Here is a 26,558-nt window from a genome sequence, read left to right on the forward strand (position 1 = left end):
AAATTCACATTTTTTTAGGTTCTGAAATGTAAATGTAATAATTTTTATCCTTAACTTACTATAAAGAGATGTTATAATAATTTTCGGAAGCGTAATTCGAGGTTTTTCACCAATTTTTGTCTAATGGTGATAAAGACGACTTTGGTTACGTGCCGTGTACATATGTCGATAACAGCCAAGAGGGTAACTACATAATACAAATTAGGTGATTTTAAAATGATAGAAATGAAAGACGTCTACAAGCAGTACAACAACGGTGTCATGGCTGCAAATGGTTTTAACGTCCACATTAAGCAAGGCGAGTTTGTTTATGTTGTGGGGCCGAGTGGTGCCGGGAAGTCTACTTTTATTAAAATGATGTATCGCGAAGAACGTCCTTCCAAAGGAGATATCGTTGTAAATGGTATCAATCTCGCAAAAATAAAAAATAGTAGAGTTCCATATTTAAGAAGAAACGTGGGGGTTGTATTCCAAGATTTCAAGCTGTTACCATCGCTGACAATCTATGAAAACATTGCCTTCGCACTTGAAGTAATAGAAGAACATCCAAAGCAAATTAAGAAAAGAGTCATGGAAGTACTGGACCTGGTAGGGTTAAAGCATAAAGCAAGAATGCTGCCAAATGAGCTTTCCGGTGGGGAACAACAACGTGTATCGATTGCTCGATCCATTGTGAATACTCCGAAGCTGGTAATCGCGGATGAACCTACAGGAAACCTTGATCCCGAAACATCATGGGATATTATGAACATTTTTGAAGAAATCAGCAACCGTGGAACCACGGTGATCATGGCTACACATAACCGGGAAATCGTGAATACGATCAAGCATCGGGTAATCGCCATTGAAAATGGCCGCATTGTCCGGGACGAACAGCGAGGTGATTACGGTTATGAAAGCTAGAACGTATGGCCGTCATCTTAGAGAAAGCTTCAAAAGCATCGCACGAAACGGCTGGATGACATTCGCATCAGTGAGTGCCGTTACCGTGACATTACTACTTGTTGGTGTGTTTATCGTTTTAATGCTAAACATGAACAAGGTAGCAACCGATATTGAGAAAGACGTTGAAGTGCGGGTATTACTTGAAATTGGGACTGAACAATCCCAAACAGATCAAATAGAAAAGAAGATACAAAATATAAGTGGTGTGGAATCAGTTGAGTATTCTTCCAAAGAAGAAGAACTTCAGAATCTTGTCAAGGATTTGGGAGACGATTTCAGATTATTTGAACAAGATAACCCATTATATGATGTGTTTATCGTAAAAGCAGACAATCCAAGGGAGACCGGTAAAATCGCTGGTCAAATCAGTAAGTTCGAAGGTGTCAATGAAGCCCTATACGGTGAAGCAAAGATTGAAAAATTATTCAATGTACTGGAAATGAGTCGAAACGTTGGACTTGTATTGATCATCGGTCTGTTGTTTACGGCGATGTTCCTCATTTCAAATACAATCAAAATCACCATTGTCGCTAGAAGAAGGGAAATCGAGATAATGAAACTCGTGGGTGCAACCAACTGGTTTGTACGCTGGCCATTCATATTAGAAGGTTTATGGCTTGGAATTTTAGGTTCTATTATCCCGATCGCTCTTGTAACGTCAGGTTATTACTATGCCTATGGATTTATTAAACCAAAACTACAAAACAATTTTATTCAGATATTAGATTTTACCCCCTTTATCTATCAAGTAAACGGATTGATTCTATTAATGGGTTGCCTGATTGGGGCTTGGGGAAGCTTTATGTCTGTACGTAAGTTCTTAAAAGTGTAAAATTTGATAGGTTGATAGAAGCTGAAAGGAGCATGCCGCTTGAACAAGAAGTATTTTATTTCATTATCTATTGCAGCAGCATTAACAATCGGAAGTCTACCAACGTTAGCAACCACTGCTAGCGCTAACTCCTCCGTGGAGGACTTAAAGAAACAGCAGGACGACATCTCATCTAAAAAAGAACACATCAACGGCAAGATCGATGAGAAAAGATCAGAAATTGACCAAAACATCAGCAAACAAAAAGATATTCAATCACAGATTGCTGAAATCGGTACGAAATTAAAAGATACAGAAACGAAGATTGCAGAAAAAACAAAAGAAATTGATGATACAACAGCAAAAATCAATAAGCTTAAAGCGGATATTGAAGAGTTAAAGAAAAAGATTGAAGAGCGTAATGAGCTTTTGAAGGAACGCGCTCGCGCCATTCAGGAAAAAGGCGGATCTGCCAAATATATTGATGTACTTCTTGGAGCAAACAGCTTCGGAGACTTTATCAACCGTGTAACAGCAGTGAATACCATTGTAAGTGCAGACAAAAAGATCATGGATGAACAGAAACGTGATCAAGATGAATTAGAGAAAAAGCAGGCGGAAGTAGAAAAAGAACTTTCGGATCTGGAATCTTCCAAAGCGAATCTTGAATCCTTGAAAAAAGAACTTGATAGCCAAAAAGCTAAAAAGGCTGAGCTATTCAAACAGCTGGAAGCTCAGCAGGCATCTTTAAAGGTAGAAAAAACAAACCTTGAACAAGAATCGAGTGAACTTTCTAAAATGGAGCACCAGCTTGAAGGTGAAATCCAAGCTGAACAAGCACGTCTGGCAGAATTAGCCCGCAAGCGTGAAATCGAGCGTAAGCGCCAGGCAGAAGCGGAAGCAGCGAAGCGTGCAGCAGCACAGAAACAGGCGACAACTAGTAGCAGTGGATCTTCTTCTGCTTCTGCAACAGCAGCTCCGGCAGCAGCCCCAAGTGCCCCTGTAAGTTCAGGAGCATGGACAGCGCCTGCATCTGGAACAATTACAACTAACTTTGGTTGGGATACATTAAACGGAGAGCGACGTTTCCACTATGGTACAGACATTGCAGCACGAGGAAGTGTTCCAATCTCTGCAGCGGCAGATGGTTATGTCATTAAGAGCCATTACAGCTCAAGCTACGGTAATGTAGTGTACATCACTCACTCCATCAACGGTCAAATGTTCACAACAGTGTATGCTCACATGTCTTCTTCGCTAGTGAGCACTGGACAAGCTGTTAACAAAGGTGACCAAATCGGATACATGGGTAACACAGGATTTTCTTTCGGACAGCATTTACATTTTGAACTTTACAGAGGTTCTTGGAGTGCATCGCATTCAAATGCTGTAAACCCACGTCAATATATTAACTTTTAAGTTTAAAATTCCCTCTTCTATTTGGAAGGGGGATTTTTGTGCGACGGGCAGTCGCACCTTGAGTGTTCCACACTCAAGATGAATTGTTAAGGGTTGGAGTACGATACGTAGTATAAACGGCTCCCGAATCCCGGAAGATTCATCGTCTCGAAGGTGAAAGTCCTTCCGTTAGAGTGCTGATACAACTAACGAAGACTAATCTAGGGCATAATTGTGAGATTGTGTTCGGAGGAGATGCGGATAATCGAGAGACCCGTAGTCGGATGTGCAGACCCAAATGCAAAAAGTGTGAAGCACGGCGGCTGGGTAAGTTGGCGACCATGCGAAAATAATGGGAAGTCTTAAAGGTGTTCATTCAAAGAATCAGCCGAATGAGCTCAACTTATCAAGTGATGGTGCTGGGTATGTACAGAAGGAAAGTGCGATGACCCCGTGAGATCTCTATCTTACCGTCAGGGCATTGTCCTATAAGGAATTCCGAAATGGATAATGTGGATAGAGAAGTCAGACGTTCTCATAGTACGGAAGTAGCCAGATGACAAAACATCTGGTGAACGGAAGGGGAACGACCTTGTGACTCTACACAAGTAAAGGTGTGTAATGACAACAGACCACGATACTTCGGTATAAACGAACTGAATGTACACAATGAAAGGTGTGGAATACGTAGTGAATCAAGAATTAAAGCTTAAATGGCATAGTGTATACGGACAACTACTGTTTGACCGTAAATTGAAAAGTGCGTGGGAGAAAGTAAAAGCCAACAAAGGTTCAGGTGGAATCGACGAAGTAACTCTTGAAAAGTATGAGGAGAACCTGGATGAAAATCTAGATAATCTACTCGGCAAACTGAGAGCGAAAGAATATGAGCCTACTCCTGTCAGACGCTCCTATATACGCAAGAAGAATGGAAAACAGAGACCTCTCGGTATTCCTACGGTCGAAGATCGGATTGTTCAACAATCTCTGCGAAACGTATTAGAACCAAAATTCGATGACCATATCTTTCATAATTGGTCATGTGGGTATCGTCAAAATCGCGGAGCCAAACGAGTTGTACAAATTATAATGTGGAATATTGAACAAGGATACAATCACATTTATGATTGCGATATCAAAGGCTTCTTTGACAATATCCCGCACAAGAAACTGATGAAGGTCCTAAACAAATATGTAGCGGACGGTACAGTCCTAGACATGATTTGGAAATGGCTAAAAGCTGGATACATGGAAGAAGGGACCTACCATCGCTCAGATTCAGGTACTCCTCAAGGTGGAGTGATTTCTCCACTTTTAGCGAATATCTATCTGAACGAACTGGATTGGACACTTGATTTACACGGCATTCGATTTGTACGGTATGCCGATGACTTCCTCCTTTTCGCCAAATCCAAAGAGGACATTAAGAAAGCCGAACAAATCACAAAAGAGAAACTCGATGAACTAGGTCTGGAAATTTCTATCGAGAAGACTAAAATTGTCGATTTCAATCATGATGATTTCGACTTTATTGGTTTTACGTTCCAACACTGGAGAAAACGTAAGAAGGATGGTAAACCTTACTATTTAGCCAAACCAAAAGATGAGACCTGGAAAGACTTTCGAATGAAAATTAAGAGAGCCACCAGGAAAACACTCACCTTAAGCAGAGAAGCGTGGTACCAACGCGTAAACTCCATCATTCAAGGAAAGGTAAACTTCTATCTAACCTTGTGGAAAGCGATTGAAGAATTCAAAGAGAAGGGATATCGACTGAACTGTTGTTTCAACATATTCAGAGATGAACTACTGGCAATAGATTCTTACACTCGCCGAAGGCTGAGAGTCGCTATGCTTCACAAACATCCTTCACAACGAAAAGGATGGGTGATGAGTACGAAATGGAACATTGAATTCTTTGCGTGTACAGGTCTTAAATCTGCTTTTCAAATATATTACGGAAAACAGTATGGAGATGGTATTGAATACTACCTCCAATACATGAAAGATAAGCAAAAGAAGAAATACAAAAGAAGTCTGGAGAGAGCAAAAGAAAAGGGAGAGGAATACTTTTCTTCACAACGACTTTCTAAAATACACTGTGCGAATAAGTTTGCATCATCTTGAACTAAGCGGAATCACATTGGTAAGCCGTATGCCTTAATAGGGCACGTACGGTTTGATGAGGGGGTGGCCTTGAGAAAGGTCACCCTACTCTATTTTGAGCGAGGGTAAAAGAACTCTTTCTTCTAACTACCCTATCTATTACTTGATAAGAAAAAAGGAAATCAACAACTTGTTTGAGAAAGACTGTTTTCATATCCTTATTCTTCTAGTATAATGACAAATATGTTCAAGTGATTTTTCGAAAAAGGCAAACTAATTGAAAAATTAGGACGCAAAACCACGGGTCTTCTATTTTTAAATAATGATCGCCGGGTTACCGAAAACAATGGAAGCAATGAATACTAACTCGAATTTTTTTCTAGTATCATTCAGCCTGCCTTTTTGGTGGGTTTTTTCTCTGGAAATGTTTGTGTTGGTGGGATTTGAATCTGTACGAAGGATGATGATGTTGGAGTTAGCAGATATAAAAAGACAATTAAGAAGTTTCTGCAGAAGAAATCGCACAGCATTAAAGTATACTCATATTGGCGAGTACTCTGCGGAAGGAGTGAGTGAGATGTTTATTGACTGTGTTGGTACCGAAGAGGTCAAAAGGATTCTTCATGACATCGACATTATCAATCAACGAGGTGGAGATACCGTCAAATACTTCATACTCATCCTTGAAGGCTTGAAAGCAGCTTAAGATTTTGATTCCTTCACTGGGTGGAACACCATTTTCACGTCGTATATGAAAGGATCCTTCAGAGAAGGGTCCTTTTTTGCAGGAAATCAACACCCCACTGTCTGTAATCATTAGAGTAAGGGATACACTATGAGTAAATCACTTGCCTGAAAGATGAAAATTTAAGATACTAATACATAACAGGGTATATTTCGTACGAATGAACCAGTACAAAATAGTTGGAAGAAACCTCTATGAAAGGAGTAGAAACAAATGGATGAAAGGTGGTACACCATAGGCTCCTTTACTTTCCCATCTACTTGGGGAGCGATCATCGCCTCGTTCATTCTGACATTTCTTTTCCTCTACTTCTGGAATCGAAAGGCAAGCGACTGGTATTCAAATGGTGTTTTTTACTTTTTGGTCATCTGGAAGCTGAGTGTCATTGTCGTTGATTTTCAGAATGTTATTGAACATCCCATTACGATCCTTTATTTCCATGGGGGCAGGTGGGGGTATTGGTTAGGATTGCTGACAGTGCTTTTATACATATTTGTTAGAAGGGTAGACACAGTATATCGTCTCGTCATTGCCTGGATGAGCACGGTCGTTTTCTTTGAACTTGTCGTTCACTTGCTGGAATCTGATATTCTTGCAGGGGTCATCCAGTTTTGTCTCAACGGTGCACTGGTCTTATTTTTATCGAAAAAAGAAGATGACCGTGATACGTGGGCTATACAATTAGTGGTGGTCTTCACCCTTCTTCAGCTGCTGCTCCATTCCATATCTGGAGGATTTGTGTTCACCACTGTCACCTGGACGTATCTCATCGTGATGGCTTATCTAATCTTTATCTACGGAAGGTGGAAAACGAACATTGAATAAACGAAATTTTGCTCTGGCAATCGTTGCCCTGCTGATCGGAATCTTCCTGGTTAATTTGTTTCAGGATCAACAGGAAAAAAAGGCAAGAGAAGAGGCTGCCCAGTTGGCCAAGGAATCCATGGATCTTTCTGATGCCAAGCAGGGACTCACGAAAGGGGATCGTGCACCGGACTTTACCTTGACCACGTTAGAAGGTGAAGAAGTCAAGCTCTCCGATTACAAGGGCAAGAAAGTGATCCTGAATTTCTGGGCCACCTGGTGCCCGCCATGTAAAGCGGAAATGCCCCATATGGAACAGTATTACGAAAAAAACGCGAAAAAAGAAAAGGTCGAAATCCTTGCCGTCAACTTGACCTCACAGGATGAGGGGGAGAAGGCAGTCCAGGAGTTTGTCGACGGCTATGAACTCACTTTCCCTATTCTCATGGATGAAAAAGGGGATGTCGGTGACGAGTACCGGGCATTCACGATCCCGACCACTTACATGATCGATACAAACGGCCTCATCCAGCACAAAATCGTCGGCCCCATGAACGAAGAAATGATGGGTGAAATGGTCCGAGGGATGGAATAATGGGAGGGACGGACCTCTGACAGGACGTTTCATTACATACGCTATGAGGTATAACTAACCATGACTCAAAAAGGAGGATCAATATGTTCCATTATACAAAAGAAGTTTCAATGAATGTGAAGGATGCGGTTTCAGCCGTGGAAGCAGCCTTGAAAGAAGAAAGCTTCGGGGTTCTGTGGAATCTTGACCTGGCCGCCAAACTACAGGATAAAGGGCTTGATTTTAACGAAGAAGTAGTTGTCCTGGAAGTATGTAATCCCCACGAAGCGAAAAAGGTGCTGGAAAAAAGCATGCTCGTCAGCTATTTCCTGCCTTGTAAAGTGACGGTATATACAGAAGAGGGAGCGACGAAGATCGGTATGGCAAAGCCGAGCAAGCTGATTGAATTGGTAGATAACGATGAATTAAAACGATTGGCGTTGGATATCGAAAATCGTCTGATCGGGTGTTTAGAAAACGTTTGACGATGAGAACCTGTTGCATGAATGCGACGGGTTCTTTTTTTTTGCATCCAACACCTCACACTCCTCACAATCTTCTGAATATGATACACTTTTAAAAATACATAGATTCAGGAAGGATGACAATAAATGAAATTCACCACCAAGGTCGTACATAGTCAGCTGAAGGGAACAGAGGAAATCCGCAGTAAGACAACACCGATCTACCAGACGTCTGCTTTTTCTTTTACGTCTCTGGAGGAGCTGGAAGGTTTTTATGAGGGGAAGTCTCCCTATCTTTATTCCAGAACGGGTAATCCCAACACGGATGAGCTTGGGAAGATGGTAGCAGACCTTGAAGGAGCGCCTGCGGGTGTCGCCACATCTTCCGGCTTGTCGGCCATCCTCGTCGGAATCCTTGCAGTGGTTCAGGCAGGGGACCACATCATTGCGGCGGAGGATTTATACGGAGGCACTTTCCACATGCTGAAAGAAGAGCTGAAATCATTCGGCATTTCCACATCCTTCGTTGATTTTTCGAGTGAGGAAGAAATCGAGGCTGCACTTACTTCCGACACCAAGCTTCTCTATAGTGAGACGGTGACCAATCCGTTTATGCGAGTAGAGGATATTTCAAGAATGGTAGCTCTTGCCGAAAAGCACAATCTGAAAACGATGATCGATAATACATTCGCCACACCATTTCTGCGTCAACCCTTCCTTGAAGGGGTCGATTTGGTCGCTCACAGCGCCACGAAGTATATCGGCGGGCATAGCGATATCACAGCGGGAGTCGTAGTCGGAAAAGAAGAACTTGTGAATAAAGCAAGGGAGAAGGTCGTCAACATCGGTTCAAACTTAAGTCCATTTGAAGCATGGCTCACATGCCGGGGGGCGAAAACATTGGCACTCCGGGTGGGGACCCAGGCTCAGAACGCGGGAACACTTGCAGATGAACTGCGCACCAATGAACAGGTGAAGAGGGTCTATTATCCAACAGATCTATCCGATAAAGGAAATGGAGCGATCGTCACCATCGAACTCGATGCCCGCTGCGATATCAGTACATTCTTCAAGTCCCTTGGATGGATCAAGATCATCCCGTCCCTGGCCGGAGTGGAAACAACGGTTTCTTATCCACTCGGGACATCTCATCGTGCCCTTCCGAAAGAAGCACAGGAAAAACTCGGCATCAACACCCATGTGGTGCGCATATCGTTAGGTATCGAGGATGGGGAAGATATCATTTCTCAATTTAACGAGGCGATTGCAGCTTCCGTTAAAAAATAAAAAATTCTGAAAATGGTCTTGACGTTGAGGCCGGTTACCCTTTATAATTCATCTCAACGCATGAATTTACACATTGACAATTAAATGCTCTTATCCAGAGAGGTGGAGGGACTAGGCCCGATGAAACCCGGCAACCTTCATGTACGCGTCAGGCGTCACATGAAAAGGTGCTAATTCCTGCAGGCGATCTGCCTGAAAGATAAGAGGAGGACCCTATTCAATTAGACCCTCTTCTTAGGAAGAGGGTTTTTTATTTTATCCTCTTCTGGCTTCTTAGGTATATCAGTCGCAATTCAGCAGCTGAGTTTCTTCAAGGATTCAGCAGCTGAACCCAACCAATTATCCACACCAATCCAAAACCAAAAAACTCTAGGAGGAATTACAAATGACAAAATCATTCGATTTCGACACACTGCTTCTTCACGGCGGCCAGGAGCCGGACCCAACCACAGGCTCTAGAGCGGTACCCATCTATCAAACGACATCCTACGTGTTCGACAACAGTGACCATGCAGCGAAGCTATTCGCCCTTGAAGAACCGGGAAACATCTACACGCGGATCATGAATCCGACCGTTGATGTGCTGGAGAAGCGTCTCGCCCTTTTAGAAGGGGGAATCGGAGCCCTGGGTGTTTCATCCGGAATGGCCGCCATCTCCCTATCCATCCTAAATATCGCCGGTGCAGGGGATGAGATCGTGGCAGCCACCAATCTGTACGGTGGAACGTATAATTTATTCTCCACGACTCTTCCGAAATACGGAATCAAGGTTCATTTCGTCGATCCGACTGATCCGGAGAATTTCAGAAAAGCGATTACCCCGAAAACAAAAGCGGTATTCGCCGAGACGATCGGAAATCCGAGCCTGCACGTCCTGGACATCGAGTCGGTGGCGAAAGTGGCTCATGACCATCATATCCCGCTTATCATCGATAACACATTTGCCACGCCATATGTGTGCAAGCCGATTGAGTGGGGAGCGGACATCGTCATCCACTCTGCCACGAAATGGATCGGCGGTCACGGTACGGCCATCGGTGGAGTCGTCATCGACGGGGGGAAGTTTGATTGGAATCATGAGAAGTTCCCTGGATTCACAGAGGAAGACAGAAGCTATAATGGACTTCGCTACGCACAGGATGTAGGAGCGGCCGCTTTCATCACAAAGTTAAGGGTGCAGCTGCTTCGGGATCTCGGGGCGTGCTTAAGTCCACAAAACGCATTTCTGCTATTGCAGGGACTGGAAACCCTGCATCTCCGCATCGAACGTCACACGGAGAATGCCTTGAAGATTGCGGAACACTTAGATCAGCACAGTGGAGTTGCCTGGGTTTCTTATCCGGGTCTGCCGCAGCATCCATCCCACGCTCTTGCTCAGAAATATTTGAAAAATGGAGCAGGTTCCATCGTCGTATTTGGGATAAAAGGAGGCAGGGATTCAGGACGCAAAGTCGTTGACAACATTTCCCTCTGGTCCCATGTTGCCAATGTAGGAGATGCGAAGTCACTGATTATCCATCCAGCGTCCACCACGCATCAGCAATTGAACGAGCAGGAAATCCGGGCTACGGGCGTAACTGAGGACCTTGTGAGACTTTCCGTCGGGTTGGAATCTGCGAAGGATTTGATCGAGGATCTGGATCATGCGATTGAAGTGGCGTTGGAAACGTCGCGGGTGTAAATAAAATAGTCGACCGGCACAACCGGGGTGCCCCGACACCCCGAACAACACCAAAAAAAGGAGGTGGAGGAATGGAGAATTCATACTCATACGAAGTAAGCTCCATTACCATCCCATCCCTCACATTAGAGTCAGGCACAACGTTGCACAATGTGAATCTGGCCTATGAACGGACCGGCAATAAGGAAGGCCCCGTCATCCTGGTATGCCACGCCCTCACCGGAACCCATATTGTGAAAGGCACGAGTGAGGACCGGGGCTGGTGGGATGGGTTGATCGGACCCGGTTCATATATTGATACCGATCTATATAATGTGATTGCTTTCAATGTATTAGGGGGATGTGAAGGAAGTACGGGACCGACGTCGACCAATCCGGAAACCGGAGAACGTTACGGACCGGACTTTCCGCACATTAGCATACGGGACATGGTCCATGCCCAATATGAAGCACTCCAACAGCTATCCGTCTACCACATCGAAGCTGTGATCGGTGGTTCATTGGGAGGAATGCAGGCGCTGGAATGGGGGGCTCTCTATCCTTCCTATATCAATAAGGTATTCGCCCTCGCCGTCTCACCTGCATTAAACGATTATGGTCTCGCATTCAATCATATCGGAATTACAGCGATTGAAGGGGATCCCGATTTTCAAAGGGGCCACTATCCCCACGGAGCCATATTAAAAGGCCTTGAGATTGCCAGGATGGTCGGGATGGTGACCTATCGTACTCAGGAATTGTTCGATCGGCGCTTTCAGCGGGAGAGGACGAATGAGCAGTACAATGTAGAGAGCTATCTTGATTATCAAGGAAAGAAACTCGGAAAGCGATTTGATCCGAACAGCTATCTTACCCTCCTTAAAGCGATGAATACCCATGATATCGGGAGGGGAAGAGGAGGAACGGAAGCCGTCGCCGATTCGTATCCGTGCGAACTGGTATCGATCAGCTATGAGGGTGATTTGATCTATTCTCCCCAGTATTTAAAGGAATTCACACTCCAAGCCCCAAAGGGTGAACATTACTTTATCCCGACAGCATTCGGTCATGACGGGTTTCTGGTGGAATTTGAGAAATGGGGCGGGATCATCTCTTCTCATCTCAAAAACCGTCAAGGTCAGAAAATCGTGACGGGCATGAAATAATCGACTGCCAATCATAACTCGTCCCCCTCCGGCATATAGTTAGATAAGCAAAGACATCGCACCGCCTAAGCGCGTTTTTGTGTGGTGTCTTTTTTCGTTGGATGGGAAAGTGTTCGCGGCTCTCATCCATACCATAAACAAAACGACAAGCTGGAGGGGAATATATGGAGTGGACGGGCAGAAAGCTCATCATCACGATCATCATTAGCATGTTGATCGGTGCAGGAGGAATGTATGGCGGCTTTGAGTGGACGGGCAGTTCCGGGTCCGGCGACGAGCTTGCCCAGTTTAACGGCAAAGGGGAGCTTAATGATAAGCTTCACAAGGTAGAAGTCGCGTATGATTTGATCAGTGATAAGTTCTTTCAGGATGTAGACAGGGGACAGCTCGTAGAAGGGGCGATTCAGGGGATGCTTAAGACCCTGGATGATCCGTACTCTGTTTACATGAATGCGGAGACCGCTTCTCAATTCAATGACGCGCTTGATTCCTCCTTTGAAGGGATCGGGGCAGAGGTCACGATCATGGACGGGAAACTGGTCATCGTTGCTCCTTTTAAACATTCACCTGCTGAGAAAGCCGGTCTGAAACCGAATGACCGCATCATCAAAGTGGATGGGAACAGTATCGACGGGCTTGACCTTTATGAAGCCACGTTGAAGATCAGAGGGAAGAAGGGTACGGAGGTGAAATTGGAGATTACGAGAGAGGGTCTTTCAGATCCAATCGAAGTGTCCGTGAAGCGGGACGATATCCCTGTTGAAACGGTGATCTCCGATGTGAAGGAAGTCGATGGGAAGAAGACGGGCTACATCCAGATTACGACCTTCTCTGAAAATACCGCCGTCGATTTTAAAAAGCAGCTGGCAGAACTCGAGAAGAAAAAGGTAGGAGGATTGGTTCTTGACGTGAGGGGTAACCCGGGTGGTCTCCTTTCCAGCGTGGAAGACATCCTCAAACAGTTCGTCACCGAGAAAAAACCGTATGTGCAAATCCAGGAACGAAGCGGAGAAGTGCTGAAATCCTTCTCCAACAGTAAGGAAAGAAAAGCGTACCCGGTGGTGGTCCTCATCGATGAGGGCAGTGCATCGGCATCTGAGATCCTGGCCGGGGCCCTTAGTGAGGCGGAAGGATATCCGCTGATCGGAACAAAGAGCTTCGGAAAGGGGACCGTGCAGCAGGCAGTGCCGATGGGAGACGGAAGCAATATCAAGCTTACCATGTTCAAATGGCTGACACCGAACGGGAATTGGATTCATAAGAAGGGAATCAAACCGGATATCCCGGTCAGACAACCATCCTACTTCTATGCCCATCCTCTTCAAGTGGAAAAACCATTGAAAGAAGGGGTAAATAACGAACAAGTGCAAAATGCCCAGGAAATGCTTCAAGGATTAGGCTTCTCCCTTGATCGGGTCGATGGTTATTTCAGTAAGAAAACCGCTAAAGCCGTCAAGGATTTTCAGATCCAGGAAAGCCTCGACGTGACAGGAGTCATTGATGCCAAAACCGGCGAAAGGCTGCAGGAAGAAATATTTGAAGCGGTGCAGAATGAAAAGAACGATCTGCAGCTGCAGGCAGCCTTGGAGTATATAAAACGTACGGCCAATAAGAATCAGTAACGATCAGAGACCTCTCTTTCTTGAGAGGTCTCTTTTTTTGGGGGACATTTGATTCAATTTCTACTCAATGGGGCGGAGAATCCGCACTCATTCTCTCAAACTATCTATTATAATAATGACCTTCCATTTACTAGAAAGGAGATTGATAGAATGTTCTCAGTTAAAGAAAAAGTCGCCATCGTCACAGGCGGTGGGCGGGGGCTCGGAAAGGAGATGGCCCTGGCACTGGGAAGGGCTGGTGCACATGTCGTAATCTGTTCGAGGAACCAGTCGGCATGTGAAGAAGTGAAGGAAACATTGATTGGTTCAGGCGTACGGTCACTTGCCATTCCTTGCGATGTTACCCAGAAAGCGGATGTGATGCATGTAGTGGAAACAGTGATGAAAGAGTTTGGAAGAATCGATATTTTAATCAATAACAGCGGGACGTCCTGGGCGGGTCCTTTTGCTGACATCCCTGAAGATAAATGGGACAAGGTGATGGATGTCAACGTAAAGGGGGCTTTTTTGTTTTCCCAGGAAGTGTCACGGGTCATGGTCAGGCAAAAAGCGGGGAAAATCATTAACATCGCGTCCGTTACGGGATTTGGCGGGACGAACCCCATGCTCATGGATACGGTTCCTTATAATACGAGCAAGGGTGCAGTCATGACGTTGACAAAGGATCTTGCCGTGAAACTTGCCCCGCATAATATTCAGGTGAATGCGATCGCTCCCGGGTTCTTTCCGACCAAAATTACGAAGGAGCTTTTTGCAAGTCAGGGAAGCATGATCAAGCAGCATATACCTGCAGGAAGATTTGGACAAGCAGGAGATTTGAACGGGGTGGCCATCTTCCTTTCCTCTGCTGCTTCTGACTATATAAACGGTCACATTTTAGTCGTGGATGGCGGCATCCGGGCGCAGGTATAAGGAGGGGGAAACATGGATCTATTTTATGAGGAATTGAAAAAAATCGGAATGAGTGTGGAGTATGAGTTGAATCAGTGGGTTGTAGGGAAGCTGGATGATCCGGAAGTGGTTGCGGCCGTCAAACAATGGCTGGAATTATTCCAAACCGTACTGGAATTCATTCAACTTCTATCACTTTTACAGGCGCTGAATGAATAAAGAATGGAAGTGAATACATGAAAAAAGAGCATGAACAAAAAGAACGAGCCCGTTGGAAGGGTTTCATCGAGACATTGCAAAATGACAGTGAGTGGATGCCGAATTTTCCAAGGGAAGAGATCTGGACGAACCATAATAGTAGATTATGGTACTATGCCCCTGTAAGTAAAAATGGGCATATTCCTGTATTTTTACTATATTCACATATTAACAAGTCATCCATTTTGGATCTGACAAAGGAACATAGCCTGATAGGGAAATTTCTTCAAGAAGGATACGACGTTTATCTTCTCGAATTTGGTGAACCTGTAGTGGAAGAGAAGGGAACAGGATTGGCGGAGTATTTGTCTCACTATGTGGACCCATGCATAAAGAAGGCCCTTCAACACAGTGGGAAAGACGAGCTGTCCCTTTCCGGCTTCTGCTTAGGGGGGACATTAGCTGTCATCTATGCAGCGTTAAATTCACATTTTATCAGAAATCTACTCCTTTTTGTCACGCCAATTGATTTTGATCAGGTTCCGACATATCCCAATTGGGTGCAGGCTTTGAAAAAGGACGAAATCGATCTCACGAGTATAATGGAACAAATCGATCTCATACCAGCGCCCATCATCCGTTACGGGATGAGGGCTTTGACTTCCCCCATTTACTATTCTCCCTATTTATCGCTATTAAATAAAGCCTACGATCAAGACTATACTCATTATTGGCTCCGGTTCAATCAATGGACAAATGACCATATCGCACTCACCGGAGCCATGGCCAGTGATATTATCACCTATTTTGTAAAAGAAAATGTGCTGATGTCAGGGGAATTCGAACTCGCCGGCAAAGCAGTGGATCTGAAAAACATCGATTCGAATCTTTATCTGATTTCTTCCCAATATGATCACTTGGTTCCTACCTCGATCAGCACGCCTCTGCTGGAACTTGTGTCAAGCACGAATAAGGCAGCAGCAGAGGTAAGGGGAGGGCACGCAAGTCTGATTAAATACGGAATATCAAACGAATTGAAAGAGTGGCTGCATCAATACTCACATTAAAAAGGAGGGGGAAAGTGATGCTGGAGTGGGAAATAGAAACCCCTTTTGATTACATGGGGTTTGCCTTTTGCGTTTTTAAAGAGTATATCAAATCTTATTTTCAATAAGGAATAGAGGCGGATGGGTGAATTTCCTCCGTCTCTTTTTCTTCAAATGGTGATTCCATTCCCATCTAATCGACATCATTTCCCGGGAAAATATGAGGAATGCTGTCGGAAATGAAATCGAATCGTAAAACGATTGAATAAAATTGCAATAGGTTTTAACTGCGTCTTTTGATAAAATAGTAGATAATGCAAATTTTCTTGCAAAAGGTGGTGACGAATCATTGATTGAGCTTTGGTTACTGGAGGTTTTAAAAGGATTTGGGAAATTATTTCTACATCCTGTACTATATCTGTCTGTGTTTTTCGCTATTATGGCCGGCTATTATCGTGTGAAGAGGGAACGGAGAGATTTCAATACGAGATTGCTGGATGGGTACCATGATATGCGGGTGTTATTTTCATACGGAATCGCACTTGGACTGCTGTTTTCTCTTGTTACAGTCGGAGGAGGAGTTGTGATTCCTTTCACAGGTCTTATCCTTATCGGAGCCGTGTCGATTTTATTTACGTTAACGGGTCGTTTTCAGCTCATGTCAGCGACTATGACAGTGGGCATTTCCTACTTTATTTTAGTGGCGGTGGATTATTTTCAGTGGGACATCCCTTACGTGAATACATATGTAGAAAACCTGAATCTGTCGAGTTCCATCGTCGTTCTTCTTGGCGTGTTGACGATGATCGAAGGTATCCTGATTGTATTGAATGGCTGGAAGCACACATCACCACGCTTACTTAAAAGTGCACGTGGCTTGAAGGTCGGGGCCCATCTCGGTAAAAAACTATGGCTGGTCCCTATGTTTATATTGATACCCACGGGGTCATTGACTCTTCCATTTGAATGGTGGCCGGTGTTTACGCTGGGCACTGAAACGTATTCATTACTGTGTGTACCGTTTCTCCTCGGTTTTCAGCAGCTGGTGAAAAGCACATTGCCTGAAGTCGCGATCAAGCATACTGGATTCCGTGTGTTCTGGCTTGGTGCATTCGTATTGACCTTGGCTGTAGCAGGACTCTGGGCCCCGCTGTTTTCGATCGGTGCAACAGGGGTGGCCATCCTTGGCCGGTTCTGGATTGCTTACCGTTACCGGAGTGCGGATGATTCGAAGCCATATTTCTTCAAACGGCAGCCAAATGGCGTCATGATCCTCGGTATCCTCCCAGGTTCACCTGCCAGGAAGCTGACACTTGAAGTGGGGGAAATCATCCTGAAGGTGAACGGTGTCGAACTGAATACGGAACGGGCATTTTATGAAGCGCTGCAAAAGAACGGAGCCTATTGTAAGCTGGAGGTCCTGGGGACGAATGGTGAAAACCGTTTTACCCAGGGAGCCCTGTATGAAGGTGATCATCATGAACTGGGAATCATTTTTGCCGATGAAGCTTCAGGGTGGGAGCATCACCAGGTTTCGTAATAGGAAAAAGGATAGCCTCAGCTATCCTTTTTCTTATTATAGGTAGAAGTGACCAAATTTATCTGTCAGAGTTGGGGATTAAAAAAGGAGCTGACACATGACAGCTCCTTTTCAACCCTAATAGATCGTCATATGACGGTTTTTCCCCATTAATATTTGGAAGACGCCATATAAGATGAATCCAACTGCAACGATTCCCAGTAACCACTGACCGAAAGGCTGCTGAGCGAGTTTGGATAGTGCTCCGTCGAGACCATGGGTTTTATCAGGGTCTGCCGTAATCGCCGTTTGGATAAAGAAATATCCAATAAATAAGAAGACGAGGCCACGTGAAAATATTCCGAGTTTCCCCGTTTTTCTTCCTAGTTCCCATTCTTTATTGTTCATTTCATTGCGCTTGAATTGATTTGTGTACTTCTCGGTATAGGCTTGATAAATTTCATGAAGGGCGAACCCAATAATGATAAGACCGACAATTCCGATGACCCATTGCCCAAATGGCTGTGCCAATAGCTTGGCTGACAGAGTCTGTTCGGAACCTGATCCTGAGCTTTTAGCGTGGATGGCAATGGCAAAGGCGTTAAACGCCAAGGATCCATAGGCAATTGCACTGATCAAATTAGTCAATCGCCTGAATAGGGACTTCCCGCCGTTTTTTACATGATCGGGATCTTGGATGACTTGAATGAGACACCATAGGACGATTCCAATCAGTCCAATTCCCAGTAACCAGAGGAGCACTTCTCCAAATGGCTTGCTGGCAACAGCCGCAAAGGCACCGCTCGAGTCCGATGTACTTCCCCCTATCCCGAGTGCCGCCATCACAGCTAATGCCCCGATGAGCATATAAACGATCCCTCTTGAGATATAACCAACTCGTGCAAATCCTTTGATCCAAGGCTTTATATCATTAGATGAAACGGATGAACTTTCATTGCTTTCCGTTGATGAAGTAATGGATGAAATTCCTGCCATAAACGTTTCTTCCTTTCTGATTCAATTTTCGTACGACTAATGTATGCTATTCCCTGAATAACGAAACTACAAACCTATTTAACGAACAGTAAATGTTGGATGAATGAAGATAATTTTACCTGTTTTTTTCGGTGAGAATTTTTACAAAAAACCTATTTACAACCCCTTTGGAGAGGAGTAATATATCTATCATCAAATGAATATTCTTTATCGCTTAATTCAATTATTGAAGCGGGGGACCCACTAGTTTCAGGGGTGAATCCTTTCGATTGAAAGGTAGGGCTACTTCCATGACCCGAATCCGTCAGCTAACTCCGTAAGCGTATTGGGAGAGGATGATACTTGTGATCTGTAATAGATGACCACAGGCTTAGTTCCTGGTGGTCTTTTTGCGTTGTTTAATATGGTAGTAAAGTCAGGCAGTAATTGGTTAAGCTATAAAAAAGGTTTTGGAGGATTTCATCATGAAAAAGCAGTTTGCTGTTATAGGTCTAGGGAGATTTGGAGGGAATCTGGTTCAGGAACTGGCTGATCTGGATGTGGAAGTACTGGCCATCGATATAAATCACGATGTGGTACAAAAATTTATCGATATTGCCACCCACGCTGTGCAGGCGAATGCCATGGACGAATCGGTATTAAAATCCCTTGGTTTAAGGAACTTCGATCACGTAATCGTATCCTTCGGCGATAATATCGAAGCAAGCATCCTAACAACGCTCCTTCTCAAGGAATTAGGGGTTAAGGAAGTGTGGGTGAAAGCATCGAATTCCTACCACCAAAAAGTACTGGATCGGATCGGGGCGGATAAGGTCATTCATCCGGAACGGGACATGGCAAGAAGGATTGCCCACCATATCACGTCTGAAAAGATCATCGATTATATCGAGCTTTCGAAAGAGCACAGCATCGTAGAGGTCTATGCTTCAAAGAAGGTAGCGAATAAAACGCTGAATGATCTCGACGTTCGGGCCAAATTCGGCTGTAATATCATCGCTATCCATCGCGGGGAAGAAGTCATTGTCTCTCCTTCTGCCGATGAGGTGGTTGAATTAAAGGATATTCTAATCGTTATAGGACACAATCGGGATATAAATCGATTTGAAAAAGAAGGTGTATAAGGATGAAGCAAAAGGTCATCCGGTTAAGTCCGCCGCAACTTCTTGTTGTGACCTTTCTATTTTTCATCATACTCGGAATGGGGATGTTAAAGCTTCCGTTTGCCACCACTGAACAGATCTCCTGGCTCGACGCATTATTCACGACGACCTCCGCCATGACGGTGACGGGTCTTGCCGTGGTGGATACAGGAGGGGCTTTCACCCTGTTTGGGGAAGTGGTCGTCATGAGTCTGATTCAGATTGGTGGACTCGGCATCATGTCCTTCGCGGTTTTGATTTTCATGATGCTTGGGAAGAAGATCGGCTTCAAAGAACGGTTACTCCTTCAACAGGCACTGAATCAGACTTCCGTAGGCGGGGTCATCAAGCTTGTGAAATATTTATTTATCTTCTCTTTTATCGTAGAAGGTTTTGCCTTGCTGTTATTAGCGACGGAATGGGTGCCGGAGTTTGGATGGAAACGTGGCTTGTATGTCAGTATCTTTCATTCAATATCTGCGTTTAACAATGCCGGTTTTTCTCTGTTTCCCGACAGTCTGATGGGATATGTGGGAAGCCCGATTATCAACCTGACCATTTCGTTCCTATTTATACTAGGGGGGATAGGGTTCACGGTGTTGGTGGATTTGTGGAAATCAAAGACGATCCGTCAATTATCCCTGCATACCAAAATCATGGTCCTTGGAACGTTCATCATCAATGTCATTGCTTTCATGATGATATTCGTCCTGGAGTATAATAATCCGAATACCCTGGCGCAACTGCCCCTTCCGGATAAACTATTTGCCTCCTATTTTCAAGCGGTCACACCCCGCACGGCGGGATTCAACTCCCTTGATTATGGAAGCATGGAGCGCTCAACGCTGCTATTCACCATCCTGTTGATGTTCATCGGTGCGGGTAGTGCTTCCACAGGCGGAGGAATCAAGCTGACCACTTTTGTTGTCATCTCATTGAGTATGATCGCCTTTTTAAAAGAGAAAAAAGATATCCGTATCTTCAGGCGCACGATTGATCAAGCGCATATTTTCAAAGCTTTGGCTCTGTCGATGATCAGTGTGCTACTCGTATTCACTGCTCTTTTTTTCCTTGAAATGACGGAACATGATGTGTCGTTCCTGTCCATTGTGTTTGAAGTGGTGTCCGCCTTCGGTACAGTGGGATTGTCCATGGGGATAACGGGATCTCTTTCCATAGCAGGGAAGTGGATCATCATCATTGTGATGTTCGCCGGGAAACTTGGCCCCTTAACACTTGCCTTCTCCCTATCCCGTCCGGATAAAGAGAAGATCCGCTATCCGAAAGAAGATATCCTGACAGGCTGAATATCGGCTTTCCTGCTTGGCCCAACAAGGGCAGGCGGGGAAGCCGATTTTTTATAAAACCAGCAAGAATCCATCCATGACCGTGCATGAGGCTAAAAACAATCTCATTAAGCGTTTTCATCGTAAGTTACTGATATTGACGAAAGTCTTGCCCGCCATTATACTGTTGAAAAATTCTGAACTTTTGGTGGTGCTGTTGTTGAAGCGTGTGTATAACTTTTCTGCTGGTCCTGCTGTGTTGCCTGAGCCTGTGTTGAAGAAGGTTCAAGATGAGTTATTGAATTATCGGGAGACGGGTATGTCTGTGATGGAATTGAGTCATCGGTCAGCCCCTTTCCAAAATATAATAGAGGAAGCACAAAGCTTATTGGGTGAACTGCTTTCGATTCCCGATGATTATAGAGTGATCTTCCTGCAGGGGGGAGCTTCCCTTCAATTCTCCATGATCCCCCTTAATCTCCTGGGTGAGGGGCAGGAGGCAGACTATATTCTGACGGGCAGCTGGTCAAAAAAAGCAATTAAAGAAGCGGAGAAGTCAGGGAAGGTCCGTAGGTTGTTACCCGATGGGAAGTTTGAGATCCCTGCCTATAGACCAGAAGATTTTTCACCGGACTCAAGCTATGTACATATCACATCCAATAATACAATCGAGGGAACCCGGTTCCATGAGTATCCCGATACGGGAGGGATACCTCTCGTCGCCGACATGTCTTCTCACATCCTTTCTGAGAAAATAGACGTTTCCTCTTTCGGGCTCATTTATGCCGGTGCCCAGAAAAACCTGGGCCCATCCGGGGTGACCGTGGCCATTATTCACGACAGTCTGATCGGAAAGGCACCGGAAAGCTGTCCGACCATGCTGAACTACGAAACGTATGTGAAGCATGATTCCCTTTTCAATACGCCACCGACCTTTTCCATTTATGTTCTGAAACTTGTATTGGAATGGGTGAAGGAGAACGGCGGGGTGGATGGGATGCAGGTCCGTAATGAGAGAAAAGCCGCTCTTCTTTACGACTGTATTGATGAATCATCGTTATTTCACAACCCCGTACCGGAGAAAAATCGTTCCCTGATGAACATTCCTTTTTCGACGGGCAGTGAAGAACTGGACGCGGAGTTTTTAAAGGGAGCCAAAGCGGAAGGGTTTGAATTTTTAAAAGGTCACCGTTCCGTCGGAGGAATGAGGGCGAGTCTTTACAATGCCATGCCGCTTGAAGGAGTGGAGTCGCTGGTCGATTTCATGAAAAAATTTGAATCTGATCGAGGAGGATGTTGAGAATGATTTCAATCAATACGTACAACGCCATCAGTCAAAGCGGATTATCACTGATCGAGGACGACCTGAACTATCATCTGAATGGGAACGGGGACCCGGATGGAATCCTCGTCAGATCGAAGAACCTTCATGATTACGATTTCCCCGCATCCGTCAAGGCCATCGCCCGTGCAGGAGCCGGTGTCAATAATATCCCCATCGAACTCTGTACAGAAAAGGGGATTGTCGTCTTCAATACACCCGGTGCCAATGCCAATGCCGTCAAGGAGCTGGTTCTCGCCAATTTGATTGCTTCCTCCCGTAACCTGTATTCTGCCGTCGGCTGGACAAACTCGTTAAAAGAGTCGGAAGAAGATGTCCCTGGTGTGGTGGAAGCGAAGAAAAAGGAATTCGTAGGAAGTGAAATCAAAGGGAAGAAGCTCGGGGTCGTCGGCTTGGGGGCGATCGGTGTCCTCGTCGCCAACGATGCTCTTGCCCTCGGGATGGATGTAGTGGCGTATGATCCGTTTATCTCCGTCGACGCTGCATGGCGTTTATCGCAGGATGTGAAGCGCGCTCATCACATAGAAGAAGTGTGGGCAGAATGTGATTTTGTCACGTTGCACATCCCTTTGACGGACAAAACGGCAAGCTTTGTAAGCGAAGAGGCCTTCCGGAAAATGAAAAAAGGAATGACGATCCTGAACTTTTCAAGGGGTGAGCTGGTGGAAGAGGATGCCATGGCCGGGGCGCTGGAATCAGGAGTCGTCCGGAAATACGTGACGGACTTTCCGAATAAAAAGGTCCTCGCCATGAAAAATGTCGTACCTGTTCCGCATCTCGGTGCATCTACCGTCGAATCGGAAGAAAACTGTGCCATCATGGCCACCAAGCAGCTGAAAACCTATCTTGAAACAGGGAATATCAAGCATGCCGTCAACCTCCCGGACGTCGAGCTTCCGTACAGCGGGAAGATGAGAGTGACGGTCATGCATCAGAACATCCCGAACATGGTGGGACAAATCGCTACGGTCCTCTCAGGTTATGCCGTCAACATCGCCGATATGATCAATCGCAGTAAGAATACGTGGGCATACACCATGATCGACCTTGACCAGAAATTAGCGGAGCATGAACACGCCGACGTGAAACGAAAAATGAAAAACATCACCGGCGTCGTTTCCGTACGCCTCATATAAAGTCACAAACACTCTCTCAAATGCTGAGGGGGTGTTTTTTATCACCCTTACTATCCTGAAAAAATGTGGACAAGCAATCCAGCACGTATCATTCCACCGTAAAATACCATATTAGTAAGAGAAGTAGAAAAGGATAAGCCACCAATCGTTGCATCGGCCGACTCTCCTTGATACTATTTTCATAAAGTAAAGATAATCAGTGAGAGGAGAATACCATGGGAATTCATCATTATTTTAAAAGCTTATCAGATCTTGAGACCCTTATCCGCTGTCCGGGTCGATTCAAATACCACGAGCATAATGTGGCAAGCCATTCCTTTAAAGTAACGAAAATCGCCCAGTTTCTTGGGACGGTGGAGGAACAGAACGGAAAAGAACTGGATTGGAAAGCACTCTATGAAAAAGCATTGAATCATGATTACGCAGAACTGTTCACCGGTGATATCAAAACACCCGTGAAATATGCTTCGGGCAAATTACGGGAGCTCTTCAGCCAGGTGGAGGATCAGATGGTGAATAAATTCATCACAACGGAGTTCCCCCCGCAATTCCAGGAAGTATACCGGGAACGTTTTAAAGAGGGGAAGGATGAGACCCTCGAAGGAAGGATTCTATCCGTCGCAGATAAAATCGACCTTTTATACGAGTCATTCGGTGAAATCCAAAAAGGAAATCCTGAACCGCTGTTTATTGAAATTTATCAGGAGGCACTGACGACGATCGTAAAATATAAGGACATGGAATGCGTACAATACTTCCTCGAATACATCCTTCCTGATATGCTGTCTGAAAAATTCATCCCCCATCATGAGCTGAAAGAACGGACACAGAAACTGATCCGGGAGGCTGAAGAATAAGAACCCCCTTTCCAGATAGGGGAAACTTCGGTAGAATATGTGTTATTCCCTTATTTACAAGGAGAGTTGAACGTGTCCAAAATTATTTTAGGCTTATTTTTACCGGGATTGCTTGTCGTTCTGTTCACACGGGTGACATATAATCATTATGTCGGCTTGATTCTGACCGTTGCTCTCATAGCGGCTTCGGTGTCAAAGGGATATACGGATTCATGGTTGCTCATAGTCATAGACGCGGCATCGCTCACCGCCGGATTCTGGTATAGTGACCGGATGATGAAAAAAGCGAAGAGAAGTGCATAGGCACGATAAAAAACAAGGCCATCCTTTGGGGACGGCCTTGTTTTTTTATCGCTTATGGTGGTGTTTATGTTTGGGATTCTCCACAACATCCACATCTTCAGCTCTTACGAAGGCAAGACGGTGATTCAGGTGAATCAGATAAAATTCGTCGTCTCCCCAGACGATCTTGTGGGTCGTCTCCGGATTGTACGTATAAACCGGTGCGCTGTAATAGCTTCCTTTCACTTTCTCAGTGGCGACATATTTCTGTCCCGGTGTGAGTGTATATTGAAGTACATCCATTCCTCTTACCGGAATGCCTTCAGGAAATGCTTCTGCTTCGGGATAAGCCAAACCGTAAACTGGGATTTCCGTTTTCCCTTCTTTCAGGGTGATGACGATCCCTGAACCTTTTGTGGTGTTTTTTCCTTTTGGATTATAGAACCACGCTTTCTGGGCTCCATACCAGATCGCTGTCCAGTCCCCTTGGTCTTCCGCCTTATAAAATGTTTGACCTGTGACTGCTTTATTTCCCCAATTCGACGCATCTAAAGGATGGGCATTTGGCAGTGCCGCGTCTTTGATAAGAGGAGCATCAAAGCTCGGAGCGCTATACAGGTAGACGAAGTTTGCCGGTTGCTTTGGCACAGGCTCGCCCTTCGGTGTCTGAAGATCCGGCATGTTCTTGTTGAAGTTCGGATTGATCTGGACTACGTCTTTTTGCTTCTTCCCTGACTCAAGGGGTGCCCCCAAAATCTTCATATAATGAGCCCAATCCCAGAATGGGCCCGGATCCCAGTGCATAGTGGACTGTCTGGCTGCGGATGTACCCGGCACTTCATCATGGGCGATGATATGATCGCGGTCCAACGGGATATTGTACTCCCTTGATAGATGCTTTACTAAACGTGCGGAGGCATGGTACAGCTGCTCGTTGTACCAGTCTGCCCCTTCAATGGCGATTCCTTCATGTTCGATTCCGATACTTTTGGAATTGAAATACCAGTTGCCCGCATGCCAGGCTACATCTTTATTATCGATCATTTGAGTGATATCGCCATCTGAAGCGCGGATCACGTAGTGGGCGGAAGCCTGGGTCGTTTCCCGCTGAAAAACGGTTTTGGTTAGATCATAGCTGATTTCCGTATCGTGGAGGACGATGTACTTGATTTCCTGGTTATCATGTGGACGATTGGCTTTGTCGTAGTTGCCGTAAGACCACTCATAGAATGTTCCGTCATGATTGATTTTCTTGTATGCTGCAGGGACGAAATGGCAGGCAAGGCCTTTCGGACAGTCGGCTTTGTTTTCTCCGTCGTCTGTTTTTAAATGCAAAGGGTTGATGGTTTCTTTATCAGGAGTGATTGGTTTAGGAGCGAGATGGATGGAAGAGCCATCTTCTGTCTGTTTCGCCGCTCCTTCGTTGATCGTTTCATATACTCGATCGGCAAAATCCCTTGCTCCTGTCTCATCAGAAGAACCACTGTATTTGGCAACGGCCCCGTACCAATCGTCAAGACCCGTCGGAGTTTTACCGATTGTCTGATCCGCATACTTTGCAAGTAGTGCCGCAGCTCCACGGATGTTTTGCTTTTTATCTTTTTTCAGGTTTTCTGGTGGAAGGGAAAGCAGGTCCGCGGCCTCAGTTAATGTGTGAAGGGTCGGATCTGAGAGAGTCAGCTCGGTTACCTTACCAGTTGTCACCCCCTGCATGGGAGCGTCTTCCTTCCCTGAAAGAAACATATGTAACGGTTTGTCCGAGGTGCGAGGATCTTCCAAATTATCCACACTGACTTCAGTCAGATGCATCAATCCGTAGCCCCCCGAAGCGCTTGGCTTGCCATCGTGATGCTCCCATAAGGACATGTTATAACTCACTGAAAGGAGTATTTCGACGGGTACGCCAAATTCTTGAGCGGCTTGTCGGAATGCTTCCTGCAATTCGGATGAATCCACCGTGGCAGCACGTGCAATTCCTTGAGAAGAAAGTGAAGGGGACAAGGGTGTCACGGCGGCCCCCAATAAGAACCCCGTTAAACTAAGACTACCTGCGACTTGCAACCATTTCGATTTTTTCATACATTCCTCCTGTTTCGATGTATTTTAGTAGAATCTATAAAGAAGCTTATAGAAAAATAGACTGAATAGTCAATCAATTATTGGATATATGCCTAGATGAATATTCTTGGAAGAGGGATTGAGGGCACAAATGGTTGAATTGTGGATAAAGGAGGAATTATGTGAATAACATAGCATTTCAAATGGTTATTCACAGTATGAAATC

At 45.1% G+C, this 26,558-nt stretch carries 24 protein-coding genes and 3 riboswitches; of the genes, 22 read left to right on the forward strand and 2 right to left on the reverse strand.

Annotation, left to right across the window (positions count from 1 at the left end):
- The first annotated feature begins 216 nt into the window (after nucleotides 1-216).
- From ftsE to ACSQ2E_RS02770, 16 genes are all read left to right on the forward strand, one after another.
- On the forward strand, nucleotides 217-903 hold the full coding sequence (gene ftsE, locus ACSQ2E_RS02695; RefSeq protein ID WP_435989233.1) for a cell division ATP-binding protein FtsE: 687 nt from the start codon (nucleotides 217-219) through the stop codon (nucleotides 901-903).
- Complete coding sequence (gene ftsX / locus ACSQ2E_RS02700; protein ID WP_435989234.1) at nucleotides 893-1,777, forward strand: permease-like cell division protein FtsX; 885 nt, start codon at nucleotides 893-895, stop codon at nucleotides 1,775-1,777. The genes ftsE and ftsX overlap by 11 nt, the downstream gene beginning before the upstream one ends.
- 39 nt (nucleotides 1,778-1,816) lie before the next feature.
- Entirely contained in the window at nucleotides 1,817-3,175 is a 1,359-nt protein-coding gene (locus tag ACSQ2E_RS02705) for a murein hydrolase activator EnvC family protein (protein ID WP_435989235.1), read from the forward strand.
- 669 nt (nucleotides 3,176-3,844) lie between these two features.
- Entirely contained in the window at nucleotides 3,845-5,281 is a 1,437-nt protein-coding gene (gene ltrA / locus ACSQ2E_RS02710; RefSeq protein ID WP_435989184.1) for a group II intron reverse transcriptase/maturase, read from the forward strand.
- Nucleotides 5,282-5,517: 236 nt separating this feature from the next.
- Nucleotides 5,518-5,602, forward strand: a riboswitch (cyclic di-GMP riboswitch).
- Between the two features lie 235 nt (nucleotides 5,603-5,837).
- Nucleotides 5,838-5,966, forward strand: coding sequence for a hypothetical protein (locus tag ACSQ2E_RS02715; RefSeq protein ID WP_435989236.1), 129 nt, complete (start codon nucleotides 5,838-5,840; stop codon nucleotides 5,964-5,966).
- A 252-nt stretch (nucleotides 5,967-6,218) separates the two neighbouring features.
- Entirely contained in the window at nucleotides 6,219-6,830 is a 612-nt protein-coding gene (locus ACSQ2E_RS02720) for a hypothetical protein (RefSeq protein WP_435989237.1), read from the forward strand.
- Nucleotides 6,823-7,404, forward strand: coding sequence for a redoxin domain-containing protein (locus tag ACSQ2E_RS02725; protein WP_435989238.1), 582 nt, complete (start codon nucleotides 6,823-6,825; stop codon nucleotides 7,402-7,404). The genes ACSQ2E_RS02720 and ACSQ2E_RS02725 overlap by 8 nt, the downstream gene beginning before the upstream one ends.
- An 83-nt stretch (nucleotides 7,405-7,487) precedes the next feature.
- Nucleotides 7,488-7,868, forward strand: coding sequence for a DUF302 domain-containing protein (locus tag ACSQ2E_RS02730; protein WP_435989239.1), 381 nt, complete (start codon nucleotides 7,488-7,490; stop codon nucleotides 7,866-7,868).
- Between the two features lie 126 nt (nucleotides 7,869-7,994).
- On the forward strand, nucleotides 7,995-9,134 hold the full coding sequence (locus tag ACSQ2E_RS02735; RefSeq protein WP_435989240.1) for a trans-sulfuration enzyme family protein: 1,140 nt from the start codon (nucleotides 7,995-7,997) through the stop codon (nucleotides 9,132-9,134).
- An 87-nt stretch (nucleotides 9,135-9,221) separates the two neighbouring features.
- Nucleotides 9,222-9,340: riboswitch (SAM riboswitch) on the forward strand.
- Nucleotides 9,341-9,519: 179 nt separating this feature from the next.
- Nucleotides 9,520-10,815 carry an O-acetylhomoserine aminocarboxypropyltransferase/cysteine synthase family protein gene (locus ACSQ2E_RS02740; protein WP_435989241.1) on the forward strand — a complete coding sequence of 432 codons (1,296 nt, stop codon included), beginning with the start codon at nucleotides 9,520-9,522 and terminating at the stop codon, nucleotides 10,813-10,815.
- Between the two features lie 71 nt (nucleotides 10,816-10,886).
- Nucleotides 10,887-11,960 carry a homoserine O-acetyltransferase MetX gene (gene metX / locus ACSQ2E_RS02745; RefSeq protein WP_435989242.1) on the forward strand — a complete coding sequence of 358 codons (1,074 nt, stop codon included), beginning with the start codon at nucleotides 10,887-10,889 and terminating at the stop codon, nucleotides 11,958-11,960.
- A gap of 164 nt (nucleotides 11,961-12,124) precedes the next feature.
- On the forward strand, nucleotides 12,125-13,582 hold the full coding sequence (locus tag ACSQ2E_RS02750; protein WP_435989243.1) for a S41 family peptidase: 1,458 nt from the start codon (nucleotides 12,125-12,127) through the stop codon (nucleotides 13,580-13,582).
- A 150-nt stretch (nucleotides 13,583-13,732) separates the two neighbouring features.
- Complete coding sequence (locus tag ACSQ2E_RS02755) at nucleotides 13,733-14,494, forward strand: glucose 1-dehydrogenase (protein WP_435989244.1); 762 nt, start codon at nucleotides 13,733-13,735, stop codon at nucleotides 14,492-14,494.
- A 12-nt stretch (nucleotides 14,495-14,506) separates the two neighbouring features.
- Complete coding sequence (locus ACSQ2E_RS02760) at nucleotides 14,507-14,692, forward strand: hypothetical protein (protein ID WP_435989245.1); 186 nt, start codon at nucleotides 14,507-14,509, stop codon at nucleotides 14,690-14,692.
- A gap of 17 nt (nucleotides 14,693-14,709) precedes the next feature.
- Nucleotides 14,710-15,738, forward strand: coding sequence for an alpha/beta fold hydrolase (locus ACSQ2E_RS02765; protein ID WP_435989246.1), 1,029 nt, complete (start codon nucleotides 14,710-14,712; stop codon nucleotides 15,736-15,738).
- A 328-nt stretch (nucleotides 15,739-16,066) separates the two neighbouring features.
- A complete protein-coding gene (locus tag ACSQ2E_RS02770) occupies nucleotides 16,067-17,257 on the forward strand; it encodes a PDZ domain-containing protein (RefSeq protein ID WP_435989247.1) in 1,191 nt (396 codons plus the stop codon).
- Nucleotides 17,258-17,374: 117 nt separating this feature from the next.
- On the opposite strand, the gene ACSQ2E_RS02775 is transcribed toward ACSQ2E_RS02770, so the two are convergent.
- Nucleotides 17,375-18,232 (reverse strand): DUF1206 domain-containing protein, encoded by an 858-nt coding sequence (locus ACSQ2E_RS02775; RefSeq protein ID WP_435989248.1) that lies wholly within the window; start codon nucleotides 18,230-18,232, stop codon nucleotides 17,375-17,377.
- Nucleotides 18,233-18,433: 201 nt separating this feature from the next.
- Nucleotides 18,434-18,571, forward strand: a riboswitch (cyclic di-AMP (ydaO/yuaA leader).
- A 125-nt stretch (nucleotides 18,572-18,696) separates the two neighbouring features.
- Between ACSQ2E_RS02775 and ACSQ2E_RS02780 the strand changes: the two genes are divergently transcribed.
- The 6 genes from ACSQ2E_RS02780 to ACSQ2E_RS02805 all read left to right on the forward strand — a co-directional run bounded on the left by ACSQ2E_RS02780 (nucleotide 18,697) and on the right by ACSQ2E_RS02805 (nucleotide 24,295).
- Nucleotides 18,697-19,353 (forward strand): potassium channel family protein, encoded by a 657-nt coding sequence (locus ACSQ2E_RS02780; RefSeq protein WP_435989249.1) that lies wholly within the window; start codon nucleotides 18,697-18,699, stop codon nucleotides 19,351-19,353.
- 2 nt (nucleotides 19,354-19,355) lie between these two features.
- Nucleotides 19,356-20,678: a TrkH family potassium uptake protein gene (locus tag ACSQ2E_RS02785; protein ID WP_435989250.1), complete on the forward strand. Its 1,323-nt coding sequence runs from the start codon at nucleotides 19,356-19,358 to the stop codon at nucleotides 20,676-20,678.
- Nucleotides 20,679-20,877: 199 nt separating this feature from the next.
- Nucleotides 20,878-21,957 carry a 3-phosphoserine/phosphohydroxythreonine transaminase gene (serC, locus tag ACSQ2E_RS02790; protein WP_435989251.1) on the forward strand — a complete coding sequence of 360 codons (1,080 nt, stop codon included), beginning with the start codon at nucleotides 20,878-20,880 and terminating at the stop codon, nucleotides 21,955-21,957.
- A 2-nt stretch (nucleotides 21,958-21,959) separates the two neighbouring features.
- Nucleotides 21,960-23,135, forward strand: a complete 1,176-nt coding sequence (locus ACSQ2E_RS02795) for a phosphoglycerate dehydrogenase (protein ID WP_435989252.1) — start codon at nucleotides 21,960-21,962, stop codon at nucleotides 23,133-23,135.
- A gap of 215 nt (nucleotides 23,136-23,350) precedes the next feature.
- Entirely contained in the window at nucleotides 23,351-23,992 is a 642-nt protein-coding gene (locus tag ACSQ2E_RS02800) for an HD domain-containing protein (protein ID WP_060672544.1), read from the forward strand.
- A gap of 72 nt (nucleotides 23,993-24,064) precedes the next feature.
- Nucleotides 24,065-24,295 carry a CsbA family protein gene (locus ACSQ2E_RS02805; RefSeq protein ID WP_034764322.1) on the forward strand — a complete coding sequence of 77 codons (231 nt, stop codon included), beginning with the start codon at nucleotides 24,065-24,067 and terminating at the stop codon, nucleotides 24,293-24,295.
- A gap of 45 nt (nucleotides 24,296-24,340) precedes the next feature.
- Here the strand turns inward: ACSQ2E_RS02805 and ACSQ2E_RS02810 are convergent, their stop codons facing one another.
- Nucleotides 24,341-26,353 (reverse strand): N-acetylmuramoyl-L-alanine amidase, encoded by a 2,013-nt coding sequence (locus ACSQ2E_RS02810; protein WP_435989253.1) that lies wholly within the window; start codon nucleotides 26,351-26,353, stop codon nucleotides 24,341-24,343.
- Nucleotides 26,354-26,558 lie beyond the last annotated feature (205 nt).

This window comes from Rossellomorea sp. LjRoot5 (assembly GCF_964253455.1).
Lineage (GTDB): Bacteria > Bacillota > Bacilli > Bacillales > Bacillaceae_B > Rossellomorea.

Excerpts from the sequence above, each read along its gene's own strand:
- ftsE (WP_435989233.1), top strand. The coding sequence starts at position 217 with ATGATAGAAATGAAAGACGTCTACAAGCAGTACAACAACGGTGTCATG.
- ftsX (WP_435989234.1), top strand. The coding sequence starts at position 893 with ATGAAAGCTAGAACGTATGGCCGTCATCTTAGAGAAAGCTTCAAAAGC.
- ACSQ2E_RS02715 (WP_435989236.1), top strand. The coding sequence starts at position 5,838 with ATGTTTATTGACTGTGTTGGTACCGAAGAGGTCAAAAGGATTCTTCAT.
- ACSQ2E_RS02720 (WP_435989237.1), top strand. The coding sequence starts at position 6,219 with ATGGATGAAAGGTGGTACACCATAGGCTCCTTTACTTTCCCATCTACT.
- ACSQ2E_RS02730 (WP_435989239.1), top strand. The coding sequence starts at position 7,488 with ATGTTCCATTATACAAAAGAAGTTTCAATGAATGTGAAGGATGCGGTT.
- ACSQ2E_RS02735 (WP_435989240.1), top strand. The coding sequence starts at position 7,995 with ATGAAATTCACCACCAAGGTCGTACATAGTCAGCTGAAGGGAACAGAG.
- ACSQ2E_RS02740 (WP_435989241.1), top strand. The coding sequence starts at position 9,520 with ATGACAAAATCATTCGATTTCGACACACTGCTTCTTCACGGCGGCCAG.
- metX (WP_435989242.1), top strand. The coding sequence starts at position 10,887 with ATGGAGAATTCATACTCATACGAAGTAAGCTCCATTACCATCCCATCC.
- ACSQ2E_RS02750 (WP_435989243.1), top strand. The coding sequence starts at position 12,125 with ATGGAGTGGACGGGCAGAAAGCTCATCATCACGATCATCATTAGCATG.
- ACSQ2E_RS02755 (WP_435989244.1), top strand. The coding sequence starts at position 13,733 with ATGTTCTCAGTTAAAGAAAAAGTCGCCATCGTCACAGGCGGTGGGCGG.
- ACSQ2E_RS02760 (WP_435989245.1), top strand. The coding sequence starts at position 14,507 with ATGGATCTATTTTATGAGGAATTGAAAAAAATCGGAATGAGTGTGGAG.
- ACSQ2E_RS02765 (WP_435989246.1), top strand. The coding sequence starts at position 14,710 with ATGAAAAAAGAGCATGAACAAAAAGAACGAGCCCGTTGGAAGGGTTTC.
- ACSQ2E_RS02775 (WP_435989248.1), bottom strand. The coding sequence starts at position 18,232 with ATGGCAGGAATTTCATCCATTACTTCATCAACGGAAAGCAATGAAAGT.
- ACSQ2E_RS02780 (WP_435989249.1), top strand. The coding sequence starts at position 18,697 with ATGAAAAAGCAGTTTGCTGTTATAGGTCTAGGGAGATTTGGAGGGAAT.
- ACSQ2E_RS02785 (WP_435989250.1), top strand. The coding sequence starts at position 19,356 with ATGAAGCAAAAGGTCATCCGGTTAAGTCCGCCGCAACTTCTTGTTGTG.
- ACSQ2E_RS02795 (WP_435989252.1), top strand. The coding sequence starts at position 21,960 with ATGATTTCAATCAATACGTACAACGCCATCAGTCAAAGCGGATTATCA.
- ACSQ2E_RS02800 (WP_060672544.1), top strand. The coding sequence starts at position 23,351 with ATGGGAATTCATCATTATTTTAAAAGCTTATCAGATCTTGAGACCCTT.
- ACSQ2E_RS02810 (WP_435989253.1), bottom strand. The coding sequence starts at position 26,353 with ATGAAAAAATCGAAATGGTTGCAAGTCGCAGGTAGTCTTAGTTTAACG.